General features: G+C 65.5%; 18 protein-coding genes. 14 read left to right on the top strand and 4 right to left on the bottom strand.

Features of this window, described 5'->3' with window-relative positions; translation table 11 throughout:
- Window positions 1–2 precede the first annotated feature (2 nt).
- Entirely contained in the window at window positions 3–1,187 is a 1,185-nt protein-coding gene (locus tag BG57_RS24900; RefSeq protein WP_152562690.1) for a hypothetical protein, read from the top strand.
- 33 nt (window positions 1,188–1,220) lie between these two features.
- Here BG57_RS24900 and BG57_RS24895 read toward each other — a convergent pair whose 3' ends face one another.
- From BG57_RS24895 to BG57_RS24885, 3 genes are all read right to left on the bottom strand, one after another.
- Window positions 1,221–2,501, bottom strand: a complete 1,281-nt coding sequence (locus tag BG57_RS24895) for a DUF445 domain-containing protein (protein ID WP_035969121.1) — start codon at window positions 2,499–2,501, stop codon at window positions 1,221–1,223.
- Between the two features lie 99 nt (window positions 2,502–2,600).
- Window positions 2,601–8,417, bottom strand: coding sequence for an excinuclease ABC subunit UvrA (uvrA, locus tag BG57_RS24890; protein ID WP_035969119.1), 5,817 nt, complete (start codon window positions 8,415–8,417; stop codon window positions 2,601–2,603).
- Window positions 8,418–8,603: 186 nt separating this feature from the next.
- A complete protein-coding gene (locus BG57_RS24885) occupies window positions 8,604–9,497 on the bottom strand; it encodes an alpha/beta fold hydrolase (RefSeq protein WP_035969167.1) in 894 nt (297 codons plus the stop codon).
- 279 nt (window positions 9,498–9,776) lie between these two features.
- Between BG57_RS24885 and BG57_RS24880 the strand changes: the two genes are divergently transcribed.
- Window positions 9,777–11,765, top strand: a complete 1,989-nt coding sequence (locus tag BG57_RS24880) for a glycoside hydrolase family 28 protein (protein ID WP_035969165.1) — start codon at window positions 9,777–9,779, stop codon at window positions 11,763–11,765.
- Window positions 11,766–11,820: 55 nt separating this feature from the next.
- On the opposite strand, the gene BG57_RS24875 is transcribed toward BG57_RS24880, so the two are convergent.
- On the bottom strand, window positions 11,821–12,324 hold the full coding sequence (locus BG57_RS24875; protein ID WP_035969117.1) for a DUF6496 domain-containing protein: 504 nt from the start codon (window positions 12,322–12,324) through the stop codon (window positions 11,821–11,823).
- Between the two features lie 379 nt (window positions 12,325–12,703).
- Between BG57_RS24875 and BG57_RS24870 the strand changes: the two genes are divergently transcribed.
- From BG57_RS24870 to BG57_RS24815, 12 genes are all read left to right on the top strand, one after another.
- Window positions 12,704–12,883 (top strand): Flp family type IVb pilin, encoded by a 180-nt coding sequence (locus tag BG57_RS24870; protein ID WP_035969115.1) that lies wholly within the window; start codon window positions 12,704–12,706, stop codon window positions 12,881–12,883.
- Window positions 12,884–12,973: 90 nt separating this feature from the next.
- Window positions 12,974–13,483, top strand: a complete 510-nt coding sequence (locus BG57_RS24865) for an A24 family peptidase (RefSeq protein WP_035969162.1) — start codon at window positions 12,974–12,976, stop codon at window positions 13,481–13,483.
- Between the two features lie 12 nt (window positions 13,484–13,495).
- Window positions 13,496–14,464 (top strand): Flp pilus assembly protein CpaB, encoded by a 969-nt coding sequence (gene cpaB, locus BG57_RS24860; protein WP_035969113.1) that lies wholly within the window; start codon window positions 13,496–13,498, stop codon window positions 14,462–14,464.
- Between the two features lie 46 nt (window positions 14,465–14,510).
- Complete coding sequence (locus tag BG57_RS24855; RefSeq protein WP_035969111.1) at window positions 14,511–15,992, top strand: type II and III secretion system protein family protein; 1,482 nt, start codon at window positions 14,511–14,513, stop codon at window positions 15,990–15,992.
- A 7-nt stretch (window positions 15,993–15,999) separates the two neighbouring features.
- Window positions 16,000–16,374 (top strand): CpaD family pilus assembly lipoprotein, encoded by a 375-nt coding sequence (locus BG57_RS24850; RefSeq protein ID WP_035969110.1) that lies wholly within the window; start codon window positions 16,000–16,002, stop codon window positions 16,372–16,374.
- A 21-nt stretch (window positions 16,375–16,395) separates the two neighbouring features.
- Complete coding sequence (locus tag BG57_RS24845; RefSeq protein WP_035969109.1) at window positions 16,396–17,613, top strand: CpaE/TadZ family protein; 1,218 nt, start codon at window positions 16,396–16,398, stop codon at window positions 17,611–17,613.
- The gene (locus tag BG57_RS24840; RefSeq protein WP_035969152.1) at window positions 17,613–18,998 is read left to right on the top strand and encodes a TadA family conjugal transfer-associated ATPase; all 1,386 of its coding nucleotides are present in this window, start codon (window positions 17,613–17,615) and stop codon (window positions 18,996–18,998) included. The genes BG57_RS24845 and BG57_RS24840 overlap by 1 nt, the downstream gene beginning before the upstream one ends.
- Window positions 18,995–19,969 carry a type II secretion system F family protein gene (locus tag BG57_RS24835; protein ID WP_035969107.1) on the top strand — a complete coding sequence of 325 codons (975 nt, stop codon included), beginning with the start codon at window positions 18,995–18,997 and terminating at the stop codon, window positions 19,967–19,969. The genes BG57_RS24840 and BG57_RS24835 overlap by 4 nt, the downstream gene beginning before the upstream one ends.
- Entirely contained in the window at window positions 19,966–20,925 is a 960-nt protein-coding gene (locus tag BG57_RS24830) for a type II secretion system F family protein (protein WP_035969106.1), read from the top strand. Before BG57_RS24835 ends, BG57_RS24830 begins: the two co-directional genes overlap by 4 nt.
- A complete protein-coding gene (locus BG57_RS24825) occupies window positions 20,922–21,746 on the top strand; it encodes a tetratricopeptide repeat protein (RefSeq protein WP_052005982.1) in 825 nt (274 codons plus the stop codon). Before BG57_RS24830 ends, BG57_RS24825 begins: the two co-directional genes overlap by 4 nt.
- Window positions 21,743–22,210 carry a TadE/TadG family type IV pilus assembly protein gene (locus tag BG57_RS24820; protein ID WP_035969104.1) on the top strand — a complete coding sequence of 156 codons (468 nt, stop codon included), beginning with the start codon at window positions 21,743–21,745 and terminating at the stop codon, window positions 22,208–22,210. The genes BG57_RS24825 and BG57_RS24820 overlap by 4 nt, the downstream gene beginning before the upstream one ends.
- A 2-nt stretch (window positions 22,211–22,212) precedes the next feature.
- Window positions 22,213–22,857, top strand: coding sequence for a TadE/TadG family type IV pilus assembly protein (locus tag BG57_RS24815; RefSeq protein WP_229753856.1), 645 nt, complete (start codon window positions 22,213–22,215; stop codon window positions 22,855–22,857).
- The last annotated feature ends 2 nt before the right edge of the window (window positions 22,858–22,859 follow it).

Below are 22,859 nucleotides of genomic sequence, written 5' to 3'. Positions count from 1 at the left end.
TGATGGCATTCGAATCCGGGCTTTCCGTCACGATGACCGGAGACGCGAGCCACAATATCACCGACATTTCGGCCGCACTGCCCGGCGCTCCGCGACTTCCTTCCATTGACGCCACCTGGCGCCTGCTAGAGGACGTCAGGACGGGAGGCATCGCTCAGATCGAAGATGCCGATACGCTCGCGAGCATGGCGTACATCGTGCGCAGCACGGACGGCTCGCACCATTGCGCGCAGATTCGCCCGCGTGCGCACGGCTATCGCAACGCGTTGCTGATCGCGGCATTCAGGGCGAGCCTTCCCGTCACCGTGGCCGGCGACGCCGACTACTACCTCACGGCGCTATCGGTCGGATCGAAGGCGTTCGGGCCGCACCTGAGCGCCGCGCCCGCCTTCATCGCGAGCACGCCGCGCTCCGGCGTCATCGACGAAATCACGGACAAGGAAGTGTCCGACACGCTGATCGTCATCGTCAAAACGCCGGACGGCACGCGCTATCACGCACAGATCGACCGGCAGGAGCACGCGAACCGAAACAACCTGCTGTTGCTCGGGCTCAAGACGGGCTTGCCGGTCACGGTCAACGGGGACAAGGAGCACTACGTCACCGGCATCGCGGTCGGCGCGCTGAGTGCGCCCGCCGCGCCGTCGCTCGTGCTCTTCGGGGCCAAGCTGACGGAGACACGCAGCGGCATGCTCGTGCGCATCATCGATTCCGATTCGCTCGACAATATCCGCTACGTGCTGCGTACCGCCGATGGCGCTCACTACTGCGCGCAGATGAACACCGTGGATCACCCGAGCCGGCATCAGATGCTGATGTCCGCGCTGGCGAAGAGCCTGCCGGTGAGCATCTGCGCCGACGACGCTTCGACGATCACCGGCGTCGCGATCGGCCTGCCGCGTGCGGGCAGCCCGACCTTCCATTGCGGCGCCACGCGTTTCGCAACGAGCGAGACGGGGAACATCATCAGAGTGATCGACTCGGACCTGCTCGGTGCGGGCGCCGTCTATGTGCTCCAGACGCCTGACGGCAACGAGTGGTGCGTGCCGCCGCTCGCGCACACCGAACCGGCGCGCGGCGAGCTGCTGACCGTCGCGCTGACGTCGGGACTGACCGTCACGGTCCACGGCAGCAGCGCCGAGAACATGCCGTATGGCGCGGGAAGCGTGATGGTCGAGCGGCCGTGACCGCACGCTGATCCGACGCTGACCGCACGCTGATCAGGTGCTTAGAAGCGTCACCGCGTGAATGAGCAAGCCGACCGCGCCGCCCACCAGCGTGCCGTTCACGCGGATGAACTGCAGATCGCGGCCGATGTTCAGCTCGACGTCGCGCACGAGCGTCGCGTCGTCCCATTGCTTGACGGTCGCGGCGATGTGCTTCGCGATGCCTTCGCGCAACTCGGGCGCGAGCGCCTTCAATGCATCGCGCATATGCTCGTTGATCGACTCGCGCAGCGCGGGGTCGCCGCCCAGCGATTGGGCGAAGCCGGACGCCACCTGAACCACTTTCACATGCAGCGCGGAATCGGCGCGCTGCAGATCCGCGCCGAGCCATGCGGTGAATTCGTCCCACAGGCCATCGACATAGCCGCGCAACTCGGGCTTGTCGAGCCACTCGCGCTTGTGCAGGTCGATGCGCTCCTTGAACGCCGGGTCCGACTTCAGGCGTTCGACGAAGCGTTCCACGGCGGCGTCGAAGGCCTTGCGGCGCTCGTGCTCCGGGTCGCTCGTCACGTCGTGCAGCCATTGATTCGCGCCGCGCACGAGGCCCGCCGCGAACTTGTTGCCGAGGTCGGCGGCGTCCAGCCCGACGAAACCGAGCATGCCGACGAGCTTCGGATACTCCTCCCCCGCGACCGCGACGATGCGCGCCGCCAGCATCTCCTGCACCTCGGGCTTGTCGAGCCACGCGGCCATCTGCTTGAGACCCTCGTCCAGCAGCAACTGATGACGGCGGTCGGCGGTCAGCGTGGACAGCAGATTGCCCGCCGCAGCGGACAGATCGAAGGCCTCGGCCCGGCGGCGGATGGCTTCGTGAAGCGTCGCCTTGACGCGCTCGTCGTCGACGAACGACAGCAACTGGCCGACCGCCGTGACGGCTTTTCTGCCGAGCAGGTCGGCGTTCTTAGGCTCCGCGAGCCACGCGGACAGACGGCTCGCCGGATCGAACGCGTTGACGCGCTCGACGAGCGCATCGGTGCCGAGGAAGCGGTCGCGCACGAACGCGGCGAGGTTGTCGGCCACGCGCGCCTTGTTGGCGGGCAGGATGGCCGTGTGCGGAACCGGCACGCCGAGCGGATGCCGAAACAGCGCGACGACGGCGAACCAGTCCGCGAGCGCGCCGACCATCGCGGCTTCCGCAAACGCCGATACCCACGCCCACGCGCCCGCATCGTGCTGGCTCTTGGCGAGCGCGAACAACGCGCCCGCCGCGACCAGCAAGCCGGCGGCGAACCACTTCATTCGTTTCAGGGCTACGGCTTTATCCTGCGTGTCCATCGAGTCGTCATCGCGAGTGGTGGGAAGGGCGCCAGCATATCAATGCCGCCGCTGCAACGCCAACAGCGCGGATCGACGCGACGAACGCGGCGCCGTCCTTCACGCCGCGTCTTCCGCGCGCTGCGTGCGCCCGAGCACCGGCCGCAGCGCCGTGCCCGTGTGACTGCGCGGATGGCTCGCGAGCGTCTCCGGGTCCGCCGCCGCGACGATGGTCCCGCCGTTCACGCCGCCCTCCGGCCCGAGGTCGAGCACCCAGTCGGCTTCGGCGATCACATCGAGATCGTGCTCGATGACGATCACGCTATGCCCGCCGTCCACCAGCCGGTGCAGCACGCGAATCAGCTTCGCGACGTCCGCCATGTGCAGGCCGACCGTCGGTTCGTCGAGCACGTACAGCGTGTGCGGCGGCTTCTGGCCGCGCCGCGTGATGTCGTCGCGCACCTTCGACAACTCGGTGACGAGCTTGATGCGCTGCGCCTCGCCGCCTGACAGCGTCGGCGACGGCTGGCCGAGCGTCAGATAACCGAGGCCCACGTCCTTCATCAGTTGCAGCGGATGCCCGATGCTCGGCATCGACGAGAAGAACTCGACGGCTTCGTCGATCTCCATCGTCAGCACTTCGCCGATGTTCTTGCCGCGCCACGTCACCGCGAGCGTTTCGGGATTGAAGCGCTGGCCGTGACAGACGTCGCACGGCACCTTGACGTCCGGCAGGAAGTTCATCGCAATCGTCCGCACGCCCTGGCCTTCGCAGGCGGGGCAACGGCCATCGCCGGTATTGAACGAGAAACGCGACGGCTTGTAGCCGCGCGCGCGGGCTTCGAGCGTGTCGGCGAACAGCTTGCGGATGGTGTCCCACATGCCGATGTACGTCGCCGGGCACGAACGCGGCGTCTTGCCGATCGGCGTCTGATCGACTTCCAGCACGCGGTCGATCGCCTCGAAACCGGTGACGCCCGAACAGCCATGCCATGTGTGGACGACATCGAACTTCGGACGCGGCGCTTCCCGCGCGAGCACGCTCGAGCGCGACTTCGCGGCGGGCTTGCCCTGCGCCGCCTGCGCCGTTTTGCGCGCGCGGCGCTCGGCCGGCGACGACAGCGCCGAACGGCCGACGGCATCGAGCAGATTGGTCATCAGCACGTCGCGGGCGAGCGTCGACTTGCCCGATCCCGACACGCCCGTGATCGCGACGAGCCGGTTGAGCGGCACGCTCGCCGTCACGTTGCGCAGGTTGTGCAGCGTCGCATTCTCGACCGTGAGCCACTGTTCCGGCACGGCGGCACGCTTGCCCGACCCGGCGCGCACGTCCCGGCGCGGCTGCAGCGGATGCACGATCGGGTTCGCCAGCATCTGCCCGGTCAGCGACGCCTTGTGCGCCGCGAGGTCCGTCACGCTGCCCTGCGCGACGACCGTGCCGCCGCGCTTGCCCGCGCCCGGCCCGATGTCGATGATGTGGTCCGCGCGGCGGATCGTGTCCTCGTCATGCTCGACGACGACGAGCGTGTTGCCCTTGTCGTTGAGCTTTTTCAGTGCGGACAGCAGGATCAGGTTGTCGCGCGGATGCAGACCGATGGTCGGTTCATCGAGCACGTAGCACACGCCCTGCAGATTGCTGCCCAACTGCGCGGCCAGCCGGATGCGCTGTGCTTCGCCGCCCGAGAGCGTAGGCGCCGCGCGATCGAGACTCAGATAGCCGAGCCCGACTTCTTCCAGAAACTGCAGGCGCCCTTCGATTTCGCTGACGACGTCGCGCGAGATGTCCGCGTCGCGACCCGTCAGCTTGAGGCCCGCAATCCATTCGCGCGTGTCCGTGACCGTCCAGCGCCCCACTTCGGTGATCGGATAATTGCCGAACGTCACGGCCCGCGCGACATCGTTCAGGCGCGTGCCTTCGCATTCGGCGCACGGCTGATCGACGATATCGTCCGGCTCCTGATCCACCGAACCGATGCTCTGCTCGCGGCCCCGATCGTCCTGCGCGAAGACGGTATCGTCGAAGGCGGCGCGCTGCTCGCGCGTGAGCTTGACGCCGGTGCCGACGCACGTGTTACACCAGCCGTGCTTGCTGTTGTACGAGAACATGCGCGGGTCGAGTTCGGGATAGCTCGTGCCGCACGTGGGACAGGCGCGCTTCGTCGAGAACACGATCGTTTCTTCGCTGCCGCGCCGCTTGCCGTTCGACAACGCGCCGTGCAGTTCGTGGAGCGGCGCGCACAGGTGCATCACGCCCTTGCCGACTTCGAGCGCGTCTTCGAGCATGCGCCGCAGTTCCGCCTCGTTGTCCGCCGATACGACGAGGTCCGCCACCGGCAGTTCGATCGTATGTTCGCGGAAGCGATCCAGCTTCGGCCACGGATCGACCGGATGAAACTCGCCGTCCACCCGCAAATGCGTATTGCCGCGCGCCTTCGCCCACTTCGCGAGATCGGTATAGACACCCTTGCGATTCACGACGAGCGGCGCGAGCAGCCCGACATGCTGCCCCTTGAAATCGCGAAGAATCTGCGCCGCGATGGACTCCGCGCTTTGCGCCTGCACCGGCGTGCCATCGTTGACGCAGTGCTGGATGCCGAGCTTCACATACAGCAGACGCAGGAAGTGCCAGACTTCCGATGTCGTCGCCACCGTGCTTTTGCGCCCGCCGCGCGACAGGCGCTGCTCGATCGCGACGGTCGGCGGAATGCCGTAGACCGCATCGACTTCGGGCCGACCCGCCGGCTGCACGATGGAACGTGCATACGCGTTCAGCGATTCCAGATAACGGCGCTGGCCTTCGTGAAAGAGGATGTCGAACGCGAGCGTCGACTTGCCCGAGCCGGACACGCCCGTCACCACGTTGAACTTGTTGTGCGGAATATCCACATCGAGCGATTTGAGGTTGTGCTCGCGCGCATTGACGATCCGCACGACGCCCTCGCCCTGCAGCGCGCGCCGTGCGCTCGCCACTTCCGCCGCGAGCTGCAGCGGCACGCCCGCGCGCTTTTCCGCCGCGCCCGGCTGCATCGCTTCTTCGTAATCGAGCAACGCGCGGCCCGTGTGCGACGCTTCGCAGCCGGCCACCTCGTCGGGCGTGCCGACGCACACCACTTGCCCGCCGCCGTCGCCGCCTTCGGGACCGAGATCGATGATCCAGTCCGCGGCGCGAATTACGTCGAGATTGTGCTCGATGACGATCAGCGAATGACCGCGTTCCAGCAGACGGCGCAACGCTTGCATGAGCTTGGCGATGTCGTCGAAGTGAAGGCCCGTCGTCGGCTCGTCGAACATGAAAAGCCGGTCCTTCTGATTCGGCGATGCGGTCTCCGCCAGAAAACCCGCGAGCTTCAGACGCTGCGCTTCGCCGCCCGACAGCGTCGGCACCGGCTGACCGAGCTTCACATATTCGAGGCCCACGTCGACGATAGGCTGTAACACGCGCAATACTTCGCTATCCGAAGCAAATAGCGACACCGCTTCGCTGACGGTCAGCTCCAGCACGTCCGCGATGCTCAGTTCACGGCCGCCGCGCTCGATCTTCACATCGAGAATTTCGGCGCGATAACGCCGGCCGTCGCAATCGGGGCAGCGGAGATAGACATCGCTCAGGAACTGCATTTCGACGTGCTCGAAGCCCGAGCCGCCGCACGTCGGGCAACGGCCATCGCCCGAATTGAAGCTGAACATGCTCGCGCCATAACCGCGCTGCGCGGCAAGCGGTGCCTTCGCGAAAAGCTTGCGGATTTCATCGAACGCGCCGACGTAGCTCGCCGGGTTCGAGCGCGCCGTGCGGCCGATCGGCGATTGATCGACGAACACCACGTCGTCCAGTTGCTCCGCGCCCTTCAGCGCACGGAACGCGCCGGGCGCTTCCGTCGCCTTGCCGAAGTGGCGCATCAGCGCGGGCGCGAGCACGTCCTGAATCAGCGTCGACTTGCCCGAACCCGATACGCCCGTCACGCAGACGAGACGCTGCAACGGAATCTCGACCGACACGTCCTGCAGGTTGTGATCGCTCGCGCCTTCGAGCACGAGGCGCGGCGTGTTCGCATCGACCACGCGGCGCGTCCAGTTCGCCGCGTGCGCGACCTGCTTGCGGCCGCCGAGATACGCGCCGGTGAGCGTGTCGCTGGCTTGAATGTCGGCGGGCGTGCCGTCGTAGACGATCTCCCCGCCGCGCTCGCCCGGCCCCGGCCCCATGTCGATGAGACGATCGGCGGCGAGCATCACCGAAGGATCGTGCTCGACGACGACGAGCGTATTGCCCGCATCGCGCAGACGATGCATCGCCTCGACGATGCGGTTCAGGTCGCGCGGATGCAGCCCGATGCTCGGCTCATCGAGCACGAACAGCGTATTCACGAGCGACGTGCCGAGCGCGGTCGTGAGGTTGATGCGCTGCACTTCGCCGCCCGACAGCGTGCGGCTCTGGCGATCGAGCGTCAGATAGCCGAGGCCCACGTCGCACAGATACTTGAGGCGCGTCCGCACTTCGGCGTGCAGCAGCTTCAGCGCTTCGTCGAGCAAGGTCGAAGGCAGCGTCAGGGAGTCGAAGAAACGGCGGATGCGCTCGATCGGCATCAGCATCAGATCGTGCACGGTCAGGCCCGGCAATGCTTCGAGCTGATCGCGCGTCCAGTCGACGCCGTTGGGCAGGAAACGATCGGCGGGCGCGAGGACGGCATCGGCCTGTTCCTTCGTGCCGAGACGCCACAGCAGCGATTCGGTCTTGAGACGCGCACCGGCGCACGCGGGGCACGTCGTATAGCTGCGGTACTTCGACAGCAGCACGCGAATGTGCATCTTGTACGCCTTCGACTCCAGATAGTCGAAGAAGCGCTGCACGCCGTACCACTGGCTTTGCCACTTGCCGGTCCAGTCGGGCGAACCTTTGATGACCCAGTCGCGTTCTTTCTGCGTCAATTCGTTCCACGGCACGCCGAGGCGGATGCCCGCCTTCGCGCCGTATTTCACCAGGTCGTCCTGATTCTCTTTCCACGCGGGTGTTTGCAGCGTCTTGACCGCGCCTTCGCGCAGCGTCTTCTTGTCGTCCGGAATGACGAGGCCGTAATCGACGCCGATCACGCGCCCGAAACCGCGGCACGTTTCACACGCGCCATACGCCGAGTTGAACGAGAACAGCGCCGGTTGGGGATCGGCATAACGCAGGTCGCTTTCGGGGCTATGCAGGCCGGTCGAAAAGCGCCAGATGTGCGGCTCGCCCTCTTCGTTCAACACGTAGACATTCACGCGTCCGGTGCCGCGCAACAACGCGCCCTCGATGGCCTCCAGCGCACGCGAGCGCTCCGTGTTCTGCAGACGGAACCGGTCCGCGACGACATCGAGCACCTGCCGCGCGCCCGCGTCCGTCTCTACGTGGCGTTTCGCCTGCACGCGCGTATAGCCGCTCGCGGAGAGCCATTGCGCGATTTCGTCGTCGCTCGTGGCGTCGGGCAATTCGACGGGAAACGTGATCGCGAGACGCGGATCGCCGGCGCGCGTGCGTTCGAGCAGCTCGGCATAGATCGTCTCGGGCGTGTCGTGCCGTACGAGATGCGCGGTCTTTTTGTCGAACAGTTCGGCGGCGCGTGCGTAGAAGAGCTTCAGGTGATCGTTGAGCTCGGTCATCGTGCCGACGGTCGAGCGCGAGCTGCGCACCGGATTCGTCTGGTCGATGGCGATGGCGGGCGGCACGCCGTCCACACGATCCACCTGCGGGCGGTCCATGCGGTCGAGAAACTGGCGCGCGTACGCGCTGAACGTTTCGACGTAGCGGCGCTGGCCTTCGGCGTAGAGCGTATCGAAGACGAGGCTCGATTTTCCCGACCCGGACGGACCCGTCACAACGGTCATCTGGCCGGTGTGCAGGTCGAGGTCGAGATTCTTGAGGTTATGTTGACGGGCGCCGCGAATGCGGATTGCGTTGTTCGATGCCAATTTTTCAACCGGTTCAAGGTGATGGACGGCTCTCGCGCGTCGGTCGACAGCCGTGGGCGGCGCGCACAAGTGTTCGGCAGCGCGCGCCTGCCGCAGCGAACAGTACTGTACACCTATACAGTATGTGTCGCCAGACGCGCCAGAAGTGTGCGCTTGTGCCTTTGCAAGTAGCTCGCCCGGTCGGCGTCAGCGGAGGTGCGCCATGAGGGCGTCCGCCACCGCATCGGGCGCTTCGCGCGGCGGGAAATGCCCCGCGCCGTCAATCACCACGCGCCGGTAACCGGCCGTGAAGCACGCGTCCTTGCCCTCGGACATCGACGGATCGTCGCAGGTATCCGCGCCGCCCTGGATCATCAGCGCGGGCACGCCGATCCGCTCGATCCCGCGCAGGCGTTCATGCAGCGGCTCGAGCGCCGCATCCGATGGCTGATCGCTGCGCCAGCGCCGCCGATAGGCGTTGAGCGTGACCGCCACCCAGTCGGGGTTGTCGAACGCGCGGGCGGTCGCGGCGAACTCGGCTTCGTCGAACCAGCCGGGCGGCGACCACGTGTCCCACTGGATACGCGCGAAGCCCTCGGGATCGGCGGCGACGGCGGCCGGCCCGTCATCGAGCGACATGAACCACTGATACCAGAAGCGCCGCGCCTGCCCGAAGTCCGGCGGCAGCGTGAACTCGCCGCGCGGCTGGAACGCGAGCGCAATCGCGGCCATGCGCCGCACGCGCTCGGGAAACAGCGCGGCGACCGTGTACGCGGCGCGCGCCCCCCAGTCGTGGCCGACGATATCGAATCGCCCGATGCCGAGCGCGTCCGCCAGTTCGACGGCGTCGTTGGCAAGCGCCACGCCGGAGCCATCGCGCACGGCGGCATCGCGCAGAAACCGCGTGCCGCCCGCGCCGCGCAACTCCGGCACGACGGTGCGAAAGCCCTCGGCGTTCAATCGCGCCGCGACCGCCGTCCACGCCCGCGCCGCGTCGGGCCAGCCATGCAGCAGGATGACAGCGGGCCCATCGGCGGGGCCGGTGTCGGCATAGGCGATGTTCAGCGTCGGCGTTTCGGCGCGGCGGTCGAATTCGAGCATGGCGGCTCCGTTCAGGCACACGAGACCGTTCATTTTAGGTCGATGGCCGTTCAGACGTGCGCCGCCCTGCGCCCTATGGACGGCTGACATCGTATAAGTTGCTTAGGGGTAAGTCCCGAGCCGAAGCATGTCGGCCGAGCCTTGACGCTTGCGGGAACCGCCCGGTATCGTCCTTGCAGGTAAACGGTTTCCTGACTCATCGCCGAAACGCGGTGCATAGTCGTACGACGTCAGCTAAATCCCGACGATATATCCGGCCAAACCGGAATGGAGACACGCATGAAGGACCGCAATCCCACTCTCACCTCGCCCCGACGCCGCAGCATCCTGAAATTCGCCGGCTTATCGGCGAGCGCGCCGCTGATCGGCGGACTCGGCAGCCTGGGCGTCCTCGCCGGCTGCGGCGGCCACGACGATTCCGGGACCCCGGCCACCGCCGCCGATCCCATCTGGGGCTCGTCCGGTTCCGCGACGCAGATCGTCAACGCGTTGAAGAAGGTGTCGACGTCGATGGTGCCGGGCCGCCAGTTCCTCGTCACCGACTACGGCGCGAAGCCGTGCGCGGTCGTCGCGGCGGCGAACCCGTACACCGATCCGTCCAAGTCGCCGCTCAGCACCGGCGCGGACCAGACGCACGCGCCCGGCTCCTTCGATTCGCGGCCCGCCTTTCTCGCGGCCATCGCGGCGTGCAGCGCGGCGGGCGGCGGGCGTGTCGTCGTGCCGACGGGCAACTGGTATTGCGCGGGGCCGATCGTGCTGCTGTCGAACGTCGACTTCCATCTGAGCGCGAACTGCGAAATCTTCTTCAGTCAGAACCCGGCGGACTTCGCGAAAGACGGCCCGATCGACTGCGGCGCGAACGGCAAGCTGTTTTATAGCCGCTGGCAGGCAAACGATTGCCTCAACTACGGCCCGCCGGTCTACGCGCGCAATCAGACCAATATCGCGATCACCGGCGAAGGCGATACCTCCGTGCTGAACGGCCAGGCGATGACGCCGTTCGCGGGCAGCGGCAACACCGCGACGTGCTGGTGGACGTGGAAAGGCAACAGCGGCGCATACGGCTTCGCGGGATCGTCGACGCCCTCGCAGGCATTCGCCAATCCGAATAACGTCGACCTGAAAACGGCCGCGCCCGGCATCGCCGATTCGCTCTACGCCAAACTCACCGACCCGGCGACACCGTGGCAGCAGGACCAGAACTACCTGCCCGCGCTGTCGGAAGCCGGCGTCGCGATCGAGAAGCGCATCTTCGGCATCGGGCATTATCTGCGGCCATGCATGGTGGAATTCATCGGCTGCACCGACGTGCTGATGGAGGGCTATCGCACGATCAACACGCCGTTCTGGCAGCACCACCCGACCGACTGCACCAACGTCGTGATCCGCAGCGTCACGGTCGACAGCATCGGTCCGAACAACGACGGCTTCGACCCGGACGCCTGCGACATGGTGCTCTGCGAGAACGTCACGTTCAACACGGGCGACGATTGCATCGCGATCAAGTCGGGCAAGGATCTCGATACGCAATACGGCGCCGCGCAGAATCACGTGATTCAGAACTGCACGATGAACAGCGGCCACGGGGGCATCACGCTCGGTAGCGAGATGGGCGGCGGCGTGCAGAAGATTTACGCGCGCAACCTGCAAATGCTGAATCAGTTCTGGGCGACGAATTCGCTCAACATCGCGATCCGCGTGAAGACGAACATGAATCGCGGCGGCTTTGTGAAGGACTTCTATGTCGACAACGTGACACTGCCGAACGGCGTGAGCCTCACGCCTTCCGGCTACGGCAGCAGTCTGCTCGCGGGCAGTCCGATCAATTCGACCGTTCCGCTCGGCGTCGTGACGGCGACGGCGGCGAACCCGTCGGCGGCGCAAGGCGGAATCATCACGTTCGATTGCGATTATCAGCCGTCGAAAGATGCGATCCGCACACGGCCGGCGCTGGTGCAGAACGTCAATATCTCGAACGTGAAGGCGAGCAACGTGACGCTCGGCGGCAAGACGGGATCGTGCTTTCAGGCGATCGTCGCGCAAGGGCCGGTCGCGTTCGACTACAACGGCGCGCCGCCCACGCCCGCGATTCCGGCGATCACCGGCGTGACCATCACCAATTGCGACTTCGGCACACCCGTTGCAGCAGGCCCGGCGACGGCGGCATCGCCGGGACCGATCTACGCGTACAACGTGCACGACATCAAGCTCGTCAACACGGTGATCGCGGGGCAGACGCTGAACCAGACGGTGAGCGATCCGCGCTAAGCGAACAGCGGGACTCGCGCGAGTCCCGCTTTTCTAACGCTTCGTCAACGCTTCATCACCGCGACGCGTGCCGCGAACTCGACGCGGACTTCTTGCCCGCCGCGTGCGCGCGACGCGTCGCCCAGCCCTTCTTTGCGGACGCCGAACGATCGGCGGCCGAACGCCGGCTCGCGCTGGCATGCGCCTGCTTCGACAGCGACTTGTGCGACGCCGCCTTCGTGCTTTCGCGCTTCAGCACGCGCGTGGACGTCTCCGAGCGCTTCGCCTTCGATTCGGTGCTCGGGCTCTTCGTCTTTCGATGCGCGGCCTTCGTATCCTGCGCGGCCTTCTTGCGCGTGCCTTCCGACGCCTCGCCCTCCTTCGGCGCCTTCAGCTTGACGCCCGAGCGCCGCGCTTCGGACAAGCCGATGGCGATCGCCTGCTTTGCCGACTTCGCGCCATGCTTGCCCTCGCGGACATGATCGATCTGCTCCTTCACGAACGCGCCCGCCTGCGTGCTCGAGGACTTCCCTTCGCGCTTCGCTTTCTTTGCGCGCTCGACGGTTTTTTTCTCCGGCATGTCGGTGCTCCTTTCGAAGTGAGTCGTATCGCCCTTTGAGCAACGGGCGTGCCTTGTCTGCCAGGTAGAGAAGCACCGCGCCGAACGCAATCGCAAGACGCGCAAACGATTGCGCGCTTCGGTTTCGCGCGTTCCTTGTAACGCGCTGAAATCAAGTCTTCTTCGATGCGTAGCGGTAGCCATTAACCCCGCTCAAGACGACCGCGTTTCTGCCGATAAAGCTCCTATCCACCCCACCGCCAAACGTTCTCGATATAGGCGCGGTTCTGCCTGCTGTTCGATGAATTGCCTCTCGGCGGTGGTGGATAAGCTTCAACCGGTAAGCAATCCCCTGCAGCGCTTGAAGTCGTTCTCTCCTCCCTTTGAAAAGGAAGCAACCATGCAAAAGTTCTTGAAGGCGTTCGTGCGCGACGAACGCGGCGTCAGCGCGATGGAATACGCCATCCTGGCTGGCATCGTCGTGATCGCGCTGGTCGCGGCCGGCAGTAGTTTCACGACCGCGATCAGCGGCCTGTGGAGCGGCATCACCACTGCAATCACCAACGCGAAACCGTCTTAATCGCCGGCGATGCACCCGGAGATCCGCGCAGCGCATCGCCGGATCTCCACCTTGCCGTTCTCCGTATTGCCCATCACCCAGCGATCCATCGTGCCGACTCTTTCCGTTGTCATTCGTCTTGTCGCCGTCTGCGGGCTCCTGTGGCTCGCGGTCATCGACGTGCGCGCACGACGTCTGCCCACGAAAATAGTCCTCGCGATCGGCGCGCTCTTTTTCGTCGATGCGCTCATCGCCGGCATGCCGCTCGACGACCTCATCGCGCATCTGGTGCTCGCGGTCATCGTCTTCTTCGTCTGTGCGCTGCTGTTCGCGGCGCGGCTCCTCGGCGGCGGCGATGCCAAACTCGCCTCCGTCATCTTTCTGTGGGTCGGCTTCGGCCTGTCGCTCGCCACGCTCACGCTCGTTTCCGTGATCGGCACGCTCGTCTCGCTCGTCAGCCTCGCCACGCGCAACATGAATCCGTCGCAGCGCTTCGTCCCGCTGCGCGCGCTGGCGATGTTCTCCGCCCGGCGCGGTGTGCCGTACGGCGTCGCGCTCGCGTTCGGCGGCGGCGCGGTGATCGTGCTGCCCGCCGTGCTGCGCCTTCTTTCGACGCAATAGGACGGCATCCTCATGTCCAACATCATCAAATTCGCGGTGCTGCTCGTCGGCGCGCTTCTGATCGCGCTGATCGTGCGCGTGGTGATCGCCAGCGCATCGCATTCGGGCAAGTCCGCCGCCACGACGGAGAAAGTCCTCGTGAGCGCGGCACGCCTTCCGCAAGGGCTGCTGCTTCGCGACGAGGATCTTTCGTGGAAGCCGGTCGACAAGGCGCAGGTGCCGCCGAACGCGATCGTTTCCGGCGATGCGAAAGCGCCCGAACTCAAGGGCGCGCTGCTGCGCCATCCGGTCGAGAGCGGCGCGGTGCTCGTCACCGACGACGTGATCCTCCCGGGCGCGCCCGGCTTTCTCGCCGCGACGCTCAAGCCGGAAATGCGCGCGGTGTCCGTCGCCGTCGATGACGTCTCCGGCAACGCGGGCCTGATCCAGCCGGGCGATTACGTGGACCTGCTGCTGACGCAACAGATGGAGCGCCGCACCGATTCGCCCGATCTCGCGGTATCGAGCGAGACGGTGGTCGAACATGTGCGCGTGCTGGCGGTCGGCTCGGAGATCAAGCGCCCGAAGAACGACAGCGACGGCCAGGACGCCGCCATCGCCCGCGCCCGCACCGTCACGCTCGAAGTCACGCCGCACATGGGCGAGGTCGTCGCGGTCGCCGCGCGGCTCGGCAGCCTGTCGCTCGCGCTGCGCAGCTTCGCCACCGTCACGCGCGATCCGGCCGCGACGGCGGCATCGACGGCGGACGAGCGCAAGCCAATCTGGGCCGGCGACATTTCCCGCGCGGTCCGCGATCTGCCGCGCAACCGCCAGGCGCCGGCCGGGACGGCGAACGCCGCGCCGCACGCGCCGGCCGTCGCACGCACCGTCACCATTTATCGCGGCTCCGAGAAGTCGGACACGTCGGGCGGCGCGCAAGCGGGCGTCACCGGTATCGCCGGCGTTTCGCCGCCGCTGCCGGCCCTTCCCACCGAACGTTGACGCCGCGTCACCGTCCTTTCGCGCGCCATCGCCAGGATTCAGGTTCATGAAAACGCAGTTCAGTTCGATCTGTACCGATGCAAGGCTGCTCGCCGCCGCCCTGCCGATGTGCGCGGCCATCGCCGCGGGCGCCGCGCAGGCAGCGGAGTCCGTGCGGCCGCCGCCCTACACCGCACCGTCGATCGTGCGCGGGGCGACGCCGCCGGCCTACGCGGGCCAGCAAGGCCCGCTCACGCTCGATGCCGGCAAAGGCACGCTGCTGCAGTTCGGTGAACCGGCGGTATCGGTGTTCATCGCCGATCCGGCCATCGCCGATGTACAGGTGCCGTCGCCCAAGTCGCTTTTCGTGCTCGGCAAGAAGACCGGCACGACGACGCTTTACGTGCTCGGCGCAAACAACAAGCCGATCGTGCAACGCACGGTCGTCGTCACGCGCGACATGCTGACGCTGCGCGCCTCGCTCGCCGCCCGCTTCCCGAATACGAACCTGCAGGTCAGCACCGGACAAGGCTCCCTGCTGCTGACGGGCCAGGCCGCCACGCCCGCCGATGCGGACGCCATCGTGCAGGCGGTCACGCCGTATCTGGCGGACAAGGAAGTGCTGATCAACCGCATGACCATCGACCGGCCGTTGCAGGTGCAACTGCGCGTACGCATCACCGAGGTCGATCGCAACGTCACGCAGCAACTCGGCATCAACTGGCAGGCGATGGGCAACACGGTCGGCAACTTCTATAGCGGCATCTTCAGCGGCCGCCCGATCTATAACCTGAGCAATCCCATCACCGGCTCGAACGGCAGCGTGTCGTATCCGGTCAACTTGCCGACCAACAATGCGTTCTCGATCTTCGGCGGCTTCAGGACCAACAACGTCGACATTCGAGCGCTCGTCGATGCGCTGAATCAGGAAGGTTTGCTCACGGTGCTCGCCGAGCCGAATCTCGTCGCGCTGTCCGGTCAGACGGCAAGCTTCCTCGCGGGCGGCGAATTCCCGATTCCCGTGTCGCAGACGAACGGCGCGATCACGGTCGAGTTCAAGCAGTTCGGCGTCAAGCTCGATTTCACGCCGACCGTGCTGAACGACCGCCGCATCAGCCTTAAGGTGCGTCCGGAAGTCAGTCAGATCGACACGAGCGCGAGCGTCACCACCGGCGGCGTGACGGTGCCGGGGCTGTCGGTGCGTCGCGCGGATACGACCGTCGAGCTTGGCAGCGGACAGAGCTTTGCGATCGGCGGCCTCTTGCAGAGCAATACCAGCGACATCGTTTCGCAAGTGCCCGGTCTCGGCTCCATTCCCGTGCTTGGCAAGCTGTTCTCGTCGACGAACTATCTGAACAACAAGACCGAACTCGTGATCATGGTCACGCCGTATCTCGTCGAGCCGACGAATCCGTCGAATCTGCGCTCGCCGCTGGAATCGCTGATTTCGCCGTCGAGCGACGTCGAATACGGCTTCCGGCGCAAGAACGGCGGGGCCGTGGAAAGCGGTCAGCCGCGTCTCGTCGGCGCGGCCGGATATGTGTACTGAGGCCGCCATGAAACCCACACGACTGCTCTCCCTCCTTCTCGTCTGCGCGTTCGCGGTAAGCGCGAGCGGCTGCTTCAAGCCGCCACGCAACATGCCGGAAGCGTCAGTGATCGGCTTCGACGGCACGGCCGCCGTGCCGCCCGACTGCGCGAGCCTGTCGCGTCCGTCGCTGCTGACCGACGCCGGCATTCGCCGGCCGAGCATGCAGTGGGGATGCGCGACCTACACCAATCTCGCGGCGCAAGTCGCGCGTGGCGAGGACCTCGTCGCGCCGCGCACCCTCGGCCCCGCCGATGCGGCCGTCGCGGCGAGCGCGGTGCGCCGGTATGAAACCGGCCGGGTGATCGAACTCGACAAGTCGACTTCACGCACCAGCAAGTGACGAACGACAAGGCAGACACCCATGAGCACTGAGTTTTCCTTCACGAAGAGCAAGTCCGGCGCGCGCAACGCGGACTTCATCGCGTTCGTCGCGGATCGCAAGACCGAGCAGATCGTCAAAAGCTTCGTGCTCGAACAGGCGATGCCGCATGCGCATGTCGCAGTCGGCAATGTCGACGACGCGATCGCCTATCTCGCGAAGATCGACCGCTCGCCGCTGTTCCTGCTCGTGGACTTGCAGCAATCGGTGATGCCGCTGTCCGATCTCGGCCGTCTCGCCGAAGTGTGCGAGCCGTCGGTGCAGGTCGTCGCACTCGGCGAGCGCAACGATGTCGGCCTGTTCCGCAGCCTGCTGAAGATCGGCGTGCGCGACTATCTCGTCAAGCCGGTAACGGTCGAATTGCTGAAGCGCACGATCAGCGTGTCGGAAGGCAAGGTCAGTCCGGTGATGCTCGCGCGGGCGGGCAAAACGATCGCCTTCGTCGGCTCACGCGGCGGCGTCGGCGTAACGACGTTCGCGCTCAACGTCGCGCGCCATCTTTCCGAGGACACCCATCGGCGGGTCGCGTATGTCGATCTGAATCTCTATGGCAGTGCCGCCAATTCGATGCTCGGCCTGCAGACCAACAACGGTCTCGTCGATGTCTTGCAGAACGTGCACCGGCTCGATCCGCAATACGTCGAGCGCACGCTCGTCCCGAAGGGCACGCGCCTGTTCATGCTGTCGGCGGAACTGGAGCTTGCCGCGGCACGGCCCTTTTCCGCAGGCGCGCTGCAGCGCGTGCTCGAACTGCTGTGCGACAGCTTCCACTATGTGATTCTCGACGTGAGCAACCCGAACGATCCGCTTGCACAGGAAGCGTTCGATCATGCGGCGCGCGTCTATCTCGTCGCGGACCGCTCGGTACACTCGACGCGTTCGACCATTCGACTGTTGCGGCACATCGAGGATCGCGACAGCAACCCGCCGACCTCGCTCCTGCTGAACAACCCCAATGCCGCGACGAGCGGCAAGGTGCAGACGGGCGACTTCATGGCGGCAGTCGGACGCACCGTGCTGTATGAAATCCCGTTCGAGGCGAAGGCGCTCGCCACCGCCGAAAATCTGGGCGAAGCGCCGAAGGACAAAACAGCAAACGGCTTCAATCAGATGATCACGCGCATCGGTGGCGACCTGACCGGGCAGCAGGTCAGCGCCGAACGTTCCTTCTTCCAGAAGCTCAAGCGCGGGAGAGGATGATGTTCGGGCAGAAGCAGGCCTCGCGCTCAACGCCGGAAGCGGACGAAGAAGCCGTCGCGCCGGTGGTTCATGCCGTGCCCGTCGCCCCGCCCGCGCGGCCCGCCGCGCCCGAAGGCAACGACGTGCTGGTGCGCTCGGACCTCTTCAGAGTCATTCGCAACGGCGTGTTCGCCGCGATGAATCCGTCTGCGGCGGTGGGCAAGACGCGCGAGCAGATGAAGCCGGGCGTCGAGACGCTCGTGCTCGACGTGGCCGAACGCGAGCGCCTGAACATCACCATCGCGGAGCAGCAGCAGATCGTCGGCGAACTGCTGAACGACATGTTCGGGCTCGGGCCGATCGAACCGCTGCTCGCGGACGACACCATCACCGACGTGCTCGTCAACGGTCCCGATCAGGTCTACGTCGAACGTCACGGACGGCTGGAACTCACGAACTGCAAGTTTCGCGACAACAATCACGTGGTGAACGTGGCGCAGCGGATCGCGGCGGGCGTGGGGCGTCGCGTCGACGAAAGCAGCCCGATGGTCGATGCGCGTCTCGCCGATGGCAGCCGCGTGAACGTCGTACTGCCGCCGCTCGCGATTCACGGCGCATCCATCTCCATTCGCAAGTTCTCGAAGCGCAACATCACGCTGCATCGCATGGCGCAGCAAGGCAACATGTCCAGCGCGATGGCGACCGTGCTCAAGCTCGCGAGCACGTCGCGGCTCAACATCATCGTGTCGGGCGGCACCGGTTCAGGCAAGACGACGCTGCTGAACGCGCTGTCGCACTTCATCGGACATGGCGAACGCACGGTGACGATCGAAGACGCGGCGGAACTGCAACTCGTGCAGCCGCATGTCGTGAGCCTCGAAACACGCCCGGAGAACGCGGAAGGACTCGGCGCGGTGACGCAGCGCGACCTCGTGCGCAACGCGCTGCGGATGCGCCCGGACCGCATCATCCTCGGTGAAACGCGCGGCGCGGAAGCCTTCGACGTGCTTCAGGCGATGAACACCGGTCACGACGGCTCGATGACCACCATCCACGCGAACACGCCGCGCGACGGCATCACGCGTCTGGAAAGCATGGTGATGATGGCGAACGGCAACCTGCCGCTGCTGTCCATCCGCCGCCAGATCGCAAGCGCGGTGCATATGATCGTGCAGATCGAACGCATGCGCGACGGCATGCGGCGCGTGACGCGCATCACCGAACTCGTCGGCATGGAAGGCGACGTGATCATCACGCAGGACCTGTTCACCTTCCGCTACGACGCGAGCGCCTATAGCGAGGAAGTCAAGGGCGTCTACGAATGTGCGGCGGTGCGGCCTTCGTTTGCCACGCGCGCCGCTTACTACGGTCTCGAAGATGCGCTGCTGGAGGCGATGCGGCCATGACCTCCGTCGACCTGATTACGTTCTGCGCGTTTGCCGGCGTGCTGCTGCTCGGCATCATGGCGCTCGTGCTGCAGGACATGCGCAATCAACGGCCCGACGCACGCATCCGCGCGCGCATCCGCTCAGCGTTTCCGCAGAACGGCATGCGCCTGAACGATGCACGTCACGATCATTCGGACCTCTATACATTGAGCCGCAACGACAACGCGTTCAGCCTCTGGTTTGCGCCGCGAATCGCTCGGCTCGAGACGGTGGCCGGCGCGAACGGGTTGCGCGTGGTGCTGGGCGCGGCCATCGTCGCGGAGATCATCGCGCTCGCCATGGCGCGCTTTCTGCCCTTGCCTTCCATGCTGACGCCCGTGTTGCTGATCGGGCTGCCCGTGTTCGCGTCGACGCAGGCTTACCGCTTTCTCATCGAACGCTTCAAGCGGCGCTTCCTCGATGGCTTCCCCGATCTGATCGACCTGATCGTGCGCGCAGTGCGGGCGGGCGTGCCGGTGACGCATGTGATCGGCACGGCAGCCAGCGAATGTCCCGAGCCGCTCAGCAGCGAGTTCAAGCAGATGGGCGATGCGCTCCAGGTCGGCCTGGATCTCGAAGAAGTGCTCAATGTCGCGGTCGCGCGCATCGGCATCGCCGATTTTTCGTTCTTCTGCGTATGTCTGCTGCTTCAGCGCGAAACCGGCGGACAGCTTGGCGAGACGCTCGAAAACCTCGCGGGCATCGTGCGCAAGCGCCGTGAGATTCGCCAGAAGACGCGTGCGCTGACCGGCGAGGCGCGCATCACGACGAAGATTCTCGCGTCCGTTCCGTTCGTCATTCTGGGCAGCATGTTCCTGCTCAATCGCGCTTATCTGATGGTGCTGTTCGACACGTCGACGGGTCAGAAAGTGCTCACCTGTGCGGCGATTTCGCTCGTGATGGGATTGAGCGTCGTTCACAAGATGTCGAAACTGGATACATCGCGATGAGCCAGGCCAACGTCGAAACACTCATCAACCTGCTGATGCTGCTGGCGCTCGTGATCGCGATTGCGATCTGGTGGGCGACGAAGCACGGCGGCCAGCGCGGACGCATCGCGGATCGCGTGCGTCAGGCCGGGCTCACGCATCGCAATGAAGGCGCGAGCGACGAAGACGATCAGAACGACAGTGCCGTCGCGCGCGCGACGCATCGGCTCGCGCGGCTCGGCGACCGTCTGCCGCTCTTCGACGCGAAGTATCGCGAGAAGCTCAGGAAAGAGATGGTGCGCAGCGGCTATCGCAGTCAGGCAGCCGTGTCCGTGCTGCTCGCGGTGAAGTTCGTCGTCGGCCTCATCTGCGCCGCGTTCACCGTGATGCTCGGCTCGCATATCCCCGTGGTGGGCGGCTATCCCGCCGTGCGCGGCATCATGATGCTGCTCGTGTTCGTCGTCGGCATGATCCTGCCGGAATACGTGCTCGCGTTCTTTGCCTCGCGCCGCCGCAAGGCGATGGCGTCGAGCCTGCCCGATGCGCTCGACCTGCTCGTCATCTGCACCAACGCGGGCAATAGCCTCGGCGTGTCGATCCGCCGCGTCGCGGATGAAATGAAGACCATCTGCCCGCCGCTTTCAAGCGAGTTCGCGCTGACGGCGGACGAACTCAAACTGTCGGGCGACAGCCAGCGCGCGCTGCACTCGCTGGCCGATCGTATCGACCTGCCGTCGATTCGCGCGCTCATTTCGACGCTCACGCAATCGATGCGTTACGGCACGCCGATCACGCAGGCCCTGCGCACGCTTTCGCATACGGAGCGGCTTGCACACATCGTGTCGCTCGAAGAAAAGGCCGCGAAGCTCGCGCCCAAGATGGCCGTGCCGATGATGGTCTTCATCCTTCCCGCGGTGATGCTCATTGCCGCAGGCCCGGCCGTCATTCAACTCATGAGCGTTTTCGCAAAGAAATGAACACTCGAAAAAGCAGCGCGAGCCGCGCACTGAATCTTGCGTCGAGAGCCGGCGCGGCATCGCTCGTCATTGCACTCGCCGCATGCACGACGACCACGCGCCAGGTCACCGATACGCATCCGGTCATGCGCAACTCCGCGCCCAGCACGATGAGCGAGTTGCGCATCGCGGACACGGCGCTCGAATCCGGCAATCTCGAACTGGCGACTTCGCTCTACGAAAAAGCGGTGCAGGCCGATCCTCGCTCCGCAGCGGGTCTCACCGGGCTCGGCAACACGCTGTATGCGGTCGGCGACTTCACGCGGGCGGGCGTGTACTACGACCGCGCGAGCAAGATCGATGCAAACGCGCCCGCGCCGCTCATCGGCATGGCGCGCGTGGCGTTGCGCCAGCGCCGCTTCGATGACGCGATCGCGACGTATCGACGCCTCGTCGCGCTCTCGCCGGACGATACGCTCGCGCTCGCCGGACTCGGCGCGGCCATCGACATGACGGGCGATCACGCGGCGGCACAGGCCTTTCTGCGCGATGCGTTGAGCAAGCATGCCGGCGACCCGATGCTGTCGGTGAACCTCGGCATGTCGTTGATCCTCGGCGGCGATCCGCGCGAAGGCGCGAACGTGCTGCTCGATGTAACGCGATTCCCCGCCGCGCCGCCGCAAGCGCGCCAGGACCTCGCGCTCGCCTACGGTCTGCTCGGAAACAGGGAAGCCGCCGCCGAAATCCTGTCGCGCGATTTGCCGAAGGCATCGGTGGAAGACAACCTGCGCTACTACGACATTCAGCGCGAACGGCTCGCGCAAGCCGGCGGCATCAAGTGAAAGCGACGCGCCTTCTTCGCGACGACAGCGGCATCGCGGCGATCGAATTCGCTTTCGTGCTGATGGTCGCGGTCGTGCTCATCGTCGGCACCATCGAACTGGCGCTGGAAATGATCGTCGATGCGACCGTGCAAGTGGCGGCGCAGGAAGCGTCACGCGTGGGCCTCACGACGACGGCGCCCGCCAGCGGCACGCGACAGGATCAGGCGTCCGCGATCGTGAACCGGATTCTCAACGGATGGACGAAGCTCGGTGCGAAGGTGGCCATTACCGAAGCCAACTACGTCACGTTTGGCAACCTCGCGAATGCGAGTTACACGCCGTCGAGCGACATGGGCGCATACGGCGATGTCGTGGTCTACAACATCAAGCTCACGATGCAGGGCGTCACCGGGATTCCGAAGATGTTCGGCGTCAAGGAGCTGACGTTCCAGCGCAACTACATCGTGCAGAACGAGAAATGAACATGGCCCGGCTATTCGATAAATTGGCGCGGAGAATCAGGGCGCTGCTGCATTCGGATCGCGGCAGCGTGTCGGTCGAGTTCGTCGTCATCGTGCCGCTGATGCTGCTGGTTCTGCTCGGCTTCACCGAGCTGTACATGTACATGCGAGCGGTCAGTGCGGTGGATCGCACGGCCTTTACCGTCGCGAACTCGCTCGGGCAAATGTCGAGCGTGATCATCGACGACGCCGACACCGCCGATGCGAACAGCACCGCATCGGTATGGCGCGCGGCTGCGCTGATCGCCGCGCCCTACAAGCTCAACGGAAACGGCATGGTCTACATCACGTCCGTGTGCGACTCGCTGCCGTGCATCACGGACAACTCGTACTCGCTGAAAGCCGGGACCGCGACGATTTACTGGACCGCATCGCCGTCGGGCTGGACGAAGAACGCGGGCATGACGTCACAGGTCACGAAGACGAATCTGCTGCCGGCGACGTGGCCGTTCCGCACCGGCGATTCCGCGATCATCGTGGAAGTGTTCCTGTCGTATAACCCGTTCACGATGACATCGAACTTCATGTCCGGGCTGCCGGGCAAGCAGACCATTTATCGCCGCGTCTACGTGCGAACGCGTACCGGCCTTCCGCTCTACAAGCAATGACC

It is taken from the genome of Caballeronia grimmiae, from assembly GCF_000698555.1.
Taxonomy (GTDB): Bacteria; Pseudomonadota; Gammaproteobacteria; order Burkholderiales; family Burkholderiaceae; genus Caballeronia; species Caballeronia grimmiae.
This window is presented reverse-complemented; position numbering and strand designations above follow the sequence as displayed.

What these genes read in the sequence shown, in the direction of transcription:
- BG57_RS24900 (WP_152562690.1), top strand. Translation starts at nt 3, where the DNA reads ATGGCATTCGAATCCGGGCTTTCCGTCACGATGACCGGAGACGCGAGC.
- BG57_RS24895 (WP_035969121.1), bottom strand. Translation starts at nt 2,501, where the DNA reads ATGGACACGCAGGATAAAGCCGTAGCCCTGAAACGAATGAAGTGGTTC.
- BG57_RS24885 (WP_035969167.1), bottom strand. Translation starts at nt 9,497, where the DNA reads ATGCTCGAATTCGACCGCCGCGCCGAAACGCCGACGCTGAACATCGCC.
- BG57_RS24880 (WP_035969165.1), top strand. Translation starts at nt 9,777, where the DNA reads ATGAAGGACCGCAATCCCACTCTCACCTCGCCCCGACGCCGCAGCATC.
- BG57_RS24875 (WP_035969117.1), bottom strand. Translation starts at nt 12,324, where the DNA reads ATGCCGGAGAAAAAAACCGTCGAGCGCGCAAAGAAAGCGAAGCGCGAA.
- BG57_RS24870 (WP_035969115.1), top strand. Translation starts at nt 12,704, where the DNA reads ATGCAAAAGTTCTTGAAGGCGTTCGTGCGCGACGAACGCGGCGTCAGC.
- cpaB (WP_035969113.1), top strand. Translation starts at nt 13,496, where the DNA reads ATGTCCAACATCATCAAATTCGCGGTGCTGCTCGTCGGCGCGCTTCTG.
- BG57_RS24855 (WP_035969111.1), top strand. Translation starts at nt 14,511, where the DNA reads ATGAAAACGCAGTTCAGTTCGATCTGTACCGATGCAAGGCTGCTCGCC.
- BG57_RS24850 (WP_035969110.1), top strand. Translation starts at nt 16,000, where the DNA reads ATGAAACCCACACGACTGCTCTCCCTCCTTCTCGTCTGCGCGTTCGCG.
- BG57_RS24845 (WP_035969109.1), top strand. Translation starts at nt 16,396, where the DNA reads ATGAGCACTGAGTTTTCCTTCACGAAGAGCAAGTCCGGCGCGCGCAAC.
- BG57_RS24840 (WP_035969152.1), top strand. Translation starts at nt 17,613, where the DNA reads ATGTTCGGGCAGAAGCAGGCCTCGCGCTCAACGCCGGAAGCGGACGAA.
- BG57_RS24835 (WP_035969107.1), top strand. Translation starts at nt 18,995, where the DNA reads ATGACCTCCGTCGACCTGATTACGTTCTGCGCGTTTGCCGGCGTGCTG.
- BG57_RS24830 (WP_035969106.1), top strand. Translation starts at nt 19,966, where the DNA reads ATGAGCCAGGCCAACGTCGAAACACTCATCAACCTGCTGATGCTGCTG.
- BG57_RS24825 (WP_052005982.1), top strand. Translation starts at nt 20,922, where the DNA reads ATGAACACTCGAAAAAGCAGCGCGAGCCGCGCACTGAATCTTGCGTCG.
- BG57_RS24815 (WP_229753856.1), top strand. Translation starts at nt 22,213, where the DNA reads ATGGCCCGGCTATTCGATAAATTGGCGCGGAGAATCAGGGCGCTGCTG.